The organism is Streptomyces sp. E2N166 (genome assembly GCF_003671715.1).
GTDB lineage: Bacteria > Actinomycetota > Actinomycetes > Streptomycetales > Streptomycetaceae > Streptomyces > Streptomyces thinghirensis.
Map to the genome: position 1 here is coordinate 129,807 of NZ_RAIF01000031.1, position 6,136 is coordinate 135,942.

General features: G+C 73.1%; 5 protein-coding genes. 4 read left to right on the plus strand and 1 reads right to left on the minus strand.

The genetic code is table 11. The annotated features are described in order from the left end of the window. From EBH09_RS39170 to sucD, 3 genes are all read left to right on the plus strand, one after another. On the plus strand, positions 1-670 hold a 670-nt coding region (locus EBH09_RS39170; protein WP_238697412.1), incomplete at its 5' end, for a hypothetical protein. Positions 671-1,175: 505 nt separating this feature from the next. Beyond that, positions 1,176-2,357: an ADP-forming succinate--CoA ligase subunit beta gene (gene sucC, locus EBH09_RS22565; protein WP_121748768.1), complete on the plus strand. Its 1,182-nt coding sequence runs from the start codon at positions 1,176-1,178 to the stop codon at positions 2,355-2,357. A gap of 28 nt (positions 2,358-2,385) precedes the next feature. After that, the gene (gene sucD, locus EBH09_RS22570) at positions 2,386-3,270 is read left to right on the plus strand and encodes a succinate--CoA ligase subunit alpha (RefSeq protein WP_121748769.1); all 885 of its coding nucleotides are present in this window, start codon (positions 2,386-2,388) and stop codon (positions 3,268-3,270) included. An 86-nt stretch (positions 3,271-3,356) separates the two neighbouring features. On the opposite strand, the gene EBH09_RS22575 is transcribed toward sucD, so the two are convergent. After that, on the minus strand, positions 3,357-4,643 hold the full coding sequence (locus tag EBH09_RS22575; RefSeq protein WP_121748770.1) for a helix-turn-helix domain-containing protein: 1,287 nt from the start codon (positions 4,641-4,643) through the stop codon (positions 3,357-3,359). 96 nt (positions 4,644-4,739) lie between these two features. On the opposite strand from EBH09_RS22575, the gene EBH09_RS22580 reads away from it, so the two are divergent. Further along, a partial coding sequence (locus EBH09_RS22580) for a DUF6350 family protein (RefSeq protein WP_121748771.1) occupies positions 4,740-6,136 on the plus strand: 1,397 nt, incomplete at its 3' end.

Genomic DNA, 6,136 nt, shown 5'->3' on the forward strand with positions numbered 1-6,136 from the left:
CCCCCAGCCCCACCCCCAGACCGCCGCCCAGGAGACGGCCGACGCCGTCGCGCCGCCGGTCGCAGACCAGGCCGTGGCCGGTGCCGTGCCGGTCGCCGAGGGCATCGTCGCGGACGTGCGGCCGTACGCCACCGGACTGGTCGGCCAGGCCACCGGCGACACCGCGGACGCCGTACTGCCGCCCGTCGCGAACACCGCCGTGGACGGTGCGGTGCCCGTGGCCGGGCAGGCCGTCCGGGACGCCGGCGGACTGGCGGACGGCGTCGTGGGCGACGTGCGGCCCTTCGCGGGCGGCGTCGCCGGAGCCGTACCGCCGCTGGCGCAGGGTGTGACCGGGCAGGTGGGGCCGTTCGCCGAGGGCGTCACCGGTGCCGTGCGGCCGGTTGTGGACGCCTTGGCCGAGACGGTCCGGCCGGTCGTCGAGGGCGTCGGCGGCAGCGCCACGACGCTGACGTACGGCGTCACCGGCGAGGTGGCCCCCTTCGCGCACGGCGTCACCGGGCAGACCGCGCCCTTCGCGCAGGAGCTGACCGGAACCGTCCGGCACACACCGCTGGCCGGTAACGCCGTCACCGGCGTGGGGGACGTCACCCGGTCGGTGACCCCCGCCTACGCGGCGGACCTCCGGGACAGCGCCTACGGCGCGCTCGGCAACCCGTACGGCGTCTGACATCCGCCCACCTGGACATCAGGTGAACCACGGGCTTCGCGGAGCACACGGCCCCGGACGGTCCGGCCGAAAGCCGTCGGCCTCCGTCCGGCCGTAGCCCCGCGGATCGGGGCGGCCGGTCCCCATTGGGGTGGGGAACGGCCGCCCCGCACCCCGGGCCCGCAGTGCTGCGGACCCCGGGGCGTTCCGCGGGCCTCACCGGGTTCACCCCAGCCCGGTGAGGCCCCTCCGCCGGTTCGCGGAGCCTCTGTCCCGTGCCCTGCCGAGCCCTCACACCCGGCACCCCGTGCCAGTGAGCGCGGCATCATGTGACAGGCATCACCGCTCAGGTGTGACCCACGATTTAGAGACCCTCCGCAAGCGGCGATAACCTGCGAGACGGACATGCCGCGCGCTCGGACACCGTGTGCGCCCCCCTTGTGACTCACAGCGGACGTCACGTTGCCCTTCGCGGCACGCCCACGCATCCAACGAACCGCGAGATCACTGATAGGGACGGAAGCGCGTGGACCTGTTCGAGTACCAGGCGAGGGACCTCTTCGCCAAGCACGATGTACCGGTGCTGGCCGGTGAAGTCATCGACACGCCTGAGGCGGCGCGCGAGATCACCGAGCGTCTGGGCGGCAAGTCCGTCGTCAAGGCGCAGGTGAAGGTCGGTGGTCGTGGCAAGGCCGGTGGCGTGAAGCTGGCCGCCTCCGCGGACGAGGCCGTCGCCCGGGCGACGGACATCCTCGGGATGGACATCAAGGGCCACACGGTCCACAAGGTGATGATCGCCGAGACCGCCCCCGAGATCGTCGAGGAGTACTACGTCTCCTTCCTCCTCGACCGTGCCAACCGCACCTTCCTCTCCATCGCCTCCGTCGAGGGCGGCGTGGAGATCGAGGAGGTGGCGGCCACCCGTCCGGAGGCCGTCGCCAAGACCCCGATCGACGCGATCGACGGCGTGACGCCCGAGAAGGCGCGCGAGATCGTGGAGGCCGCGAAGTTCCCGGCCGAGGTCGCCGACAAGGTCGCCGACATCCTGGTCAAGCTGTGGGACACCTTCATCAAGGAGGACGCCCTCCTGGTCGAGGTCAACCCGCTGGCCAAGGTCGTCTCCGGCGACGTCATCGCCCTCGACGGCAAGGTGTCGCTGGACGACAACGCCGAGTTCCGTCACCCCGACTTCGAGGAGCTCCACGACAAGGCCGCGGCCAACCCGCTCGAGGCCGCCGCCAAGGAGAAGAACCTCAACTACGTCAAGCTCGACGGCGAGGTCGGCATCATCGGCAACGGCGCGGGTCTCGTCATGAGCACCCTGGACGTCGTCGCCTACGCCGGTGAGAAGCACGGCAACGTCAAGCCCGCCAACTTCCTGGACATCGGCGGCGGCGCCTCCGCCCAGGTCATGGCGAACGGCCTGGAGATCATCCTCGGCGACCCGGACGTCCGCTCCGTGTTCGTCAACGTCTTCGGCGGCATCACCGCCTGCGACGAGGTCGCCAACGGCATCGTCCAGGCGCTGAAGCTCCTGGAGGACCGCGGCGAGAAGGTCGAGAAGCCGCTCGTCGTCCGCCTCGACGGCAACAACGCCGAGCTGGGCCGCAAGATCCTCACCGACGCCAACCACCCGCTGGTCCAGCGCGTCGACACCATGGACGGCGCGGCCGACAAGGCCGCCGAGCTGGCCCACGCCGCCAAGTAAGCACTCAGGACGAGGACACCAACACACCATGGCTATCTGGCTCAACAAGGACAGCAAGGTCATCGTCCAGGGCATGACCGGTGCCACCGGCATGAAGCACACCAAGCTCATGCTGGGTGACGGCACCAACGTCGTGGGCGGCGTCAACCCGCGCAAGGCGGGTCAGTCCGTGGACTTCGACGGCAACGAGGTACCGGTCTTCGGCACCGTCAAGGAGGCCATCGAGAAGACCGGCGCCAACGTCTCCGTCATCTTCGTGCCGGAGAAGTTCACCAAGGACGCCGTCGTCGAGGCCATCGACGCCGAGATCCCGCTGGCCGTCGTGATCACCGAGGGCATCGCCGTGCACGACTCGGCCGCCTTCTGGTCGTACGCCGGCAAGAAGGGCAACAAGACCCGGATCATCGGCCCGAACTGCCCCGGCATCATCACCCCGGGCCAGTCCAACGTCGGCATCATCCCGGGCGACATCACCAAGCCGGGCCGCATCGGCCTGGTCTCGAAGTCCGGCACGCTGACGTACCAGATGATGTACGAGCTGCGTGACATCGGCTTCTCGACCGCCGTCGGCATCGGTGGCGACCCGATCATCGGCACCACGCACATCGACGCGCTCGCCGCGTTCGAGGCCGACCCCGAGACCGACCTGATCGTCATGATCGGCGAGATCGGTGGCGACGCCGAGGAGCGTGCGGCGGAGTACATCTCGAAGAACGTGACCAAGCCGGTCGTCGGCTACGTCGCGGGCTTCACCGCGCCCGAGGGCAAGACCATGGGCCACGCCGGCGCCATCGTGTCCGGTTCGTCCGGCACCGCCCAGGCGAAGAAGGAGGCCCTGGAGGCCGCCGGCGTCAAGGTCGGCAAGACGCCGACCGAGACGGCGAAGCTCGCCCGGGCCATCCTGGCCGGCTGACGAAACCCCACCGGCTTCCCTGCCGATTCCGTACGCCGAGTGGCCCGCCCCTGATCACGGGGGCGGGCCACTCGGCGTACGGCACGTCACTCCAGCCGGGGAGTCAGCCGCTCCGGTCCGTCCTGCAACTGGTCCCGCAGCTTCTGCCGCAGCTCCAGCTCCTCGTCCGACAGCGCCCCCGGCGCCACCTTGGGCGGTACCCCACGCACCGTCTCCCCCGGGGACACGGGCGGCTCGTAGTGCGTGGGCGCGGTGCGCAGGGTCAGGGCCGTGGTGCCGATGAGGGCGACGGTGAAGGCGATCGCGGCCCGGGTCAGGAACCGTGCCCGGCGTTCGCTGCCCATCCGCACCGTCGGTGGCCTGGCCGCCCGCAGCCGCTCGCTCGACGCCAGCTCTGCCAGCCGCCGGTGCAGCACCTGCGGATCGGCCAGCTCGGGCAGCCGGCCGGCGACGGCCTCGCGGGCGTGCAGCAGCCGGTTCGCCGTCGCCGGGGTGCTCGCCTCCGTCTCCGCGGCCGTCTCGGGCAGGCCCAGACCCACACCGTCGTACAGCAGGAGCGTGCGGCGGTGCGGCGGGGGGAGCCTGAGCAGGGTGTTCAGCAGGGTGCGGTCGCCGGGGTCGGCGGGCGGCGGCTCCGGATGCCGGTGGCGCAGGCGGAACCGGTGCCAGGGCGAGAGCGCGTACTCGTACGCCGCCGCCCGCACCCAGCCCACCGGGTCGCGGTCGCGGGCCACCTCGGGCCAGTGCTCCCAGGCGACCTGGAAGGCCCGTTCCACCGACTCGCGCGCCAGTTCACGGCGGCCGGTCAGCAGGAAGGTCTGCCGTACGAGGGCGGGGGCGCTGAACTCGTACAGCGCGTCGAATGCCTGAGCGGGCGTCAAAGCGCCCGGCTCGGGCGCCGGCTCGGGCCGTGGATCCGGCCCTGACTCCCGGTCAGCCACCGATGCCGGTTCCCGTTCCGGCTCCGGTTCCGGTTTCGGGCCCGAGCCCCGGTCCGACCGCCGCTCGTCCAGTGGCTTCGCCGGGAGTACGAGGCTGTCGGCGGCCTGCTCGGAGGCATCCGCCGAACCGGCGCCGACGGCCACGACGACGGATACCGGGGCCGGTTCCGGAACCGGTTCCGGTTCCGGTGACGCGGTGGGCCACGGCTTCGCCCGCCGCGCCGTAGCCTCCTCGGCCAGGGTGTTCAGCAGCTTCGCGTACGCCTCCCGTTTCCGGCCGCGCGGGGTCGTGCGGCCGCTCTCCCACGCACGGACCGTCTCGCGGCTGACGCCGACCCGCGCCGCGAGCTGAGCCTGCGTCAGAGCGGCGGCTTCACGCAGGCGTCGGCGTGCCTTGGGGGGAGGCAGCGGGGTTGCAGGGCTCCGCGTCACAAGGCGCCCCTTCGTACGAAAAAGTACATAAACATATATTGAGCGACACAGCGGAGCTTCGCCTGTTACGCCGGTAAAGCGCGTGTCGTTGGGAGCATGGCGGGCGTGATCCAGACGACCGCTCGCCGAGCCCCGTTGTCCCTGCTGCGCACCCGCTGGCGCGACCGGTCGCCCGGGCTGGCCGCCGGCCTCCTGGGCGGCGCGGTCGCGGCGGGACTGGGGCTGGCTTCGTGTGCCGCGCTCGTGACGCTGCTGTGGATCAGCTCGCCGTACCCCGACAGCGGGCCCGGCGGCACACTGCACGTCGCCGCCGCCCTGTGGGTGCTGGCGCACGGGGCCGAACTGGTCCGTGCCGACACGCTCTCCGGCGCCCCCGCGCCCGTCGGCGTCACCCCGTTGCTGCTCCTGCTGCTCCCGGTGTGGCTGCTGCACCGGGCGGCCCGGGACGCCACGGACCCGGGGGACGGCGTGGGTGTGGCCGTGGCGGGTGCGAAGGCGGGGGTCGGTGTGCGGCTGGGCGGGGGCGGGATCCTCCCGGACGCCGGTCCGCCGCCCGTCTCCGCGCGCAACGCCTGGGCGGGCGTCGTCCTCGGCTACCTCGCCGTCGCCACGCCCGTCGTGCTGTACGCGGCGGGGGGTGCGCTCAGGCCCTCCTGGGGGTGGGCGGTGGTGTGCCTGCCCCTGGTCACCATGGGCGCGGCGGGCGCGGGCGTGTGGACGGCGTTCGGCCGTCCGGGCGGGCCGGTGGGACGGGCGCTGCGCGTACTGCCCCGGAACCTGCGGGAGCTGATGGTGGAACCGGACGCGCGCCTGGGCGCCGCGACGCGCGCCGCGGGCGCCGGTGCGGCGGTGCTCGTCGGCGGCGGGGCGCTGCTGCTCGCGGTGTCGCTGGTGTGGCACGGAGCCGCCGCGCGGGAGGCGTTCCTGCAGCTGACCGAGGGGTGGTCGGGGCGGTTCGCCGTGCTGCTGCTCTGTCTGACACTGGTGCCGAACGCGGCGGTGTGGGCGGCGGCGTACGCCCTCGGTCCCGGGTTCGCGCTCGGTACCGGTCATGTCGTGGACCCCTTCGCTTCCGCCCCGGCACCGCTGCTGCCGCCGTTCCCGCTGCTGGCGGCGGTGCCGGACGCGGGTCCGGGCACGCCGCTGCACTGGACGGCCGGGGCGGTGCCGCTGGTGGCGGGGGCGGTGGTGGGGTGGTTCACGGCGCGGGCGGCGACCGGGGCGGACCCGGGCGCTCATGAGGCCGCCGGGGTGTGGTCGTGGCGGCGGACCGTCGCCGCCGCCGTACTGGCCGCCGTGCTCTGCGGCCTCCTCGTCGCCCTGCTGGCGGCGTTGGCGGGTGGGCCGCTCGGGGACGGTGCCCTCGCCCGGTTCGGGCCGGTGTGGTGGCAGGCCGGGGGCGCGACGCTGGCGTGGGTCGGGGTGGTGGCGCTGCCGGTGGCGGTGCTGGTGAGGGCGTGGCGGGGACGGGGTGCTGCCGCTTCGGCGCAGGT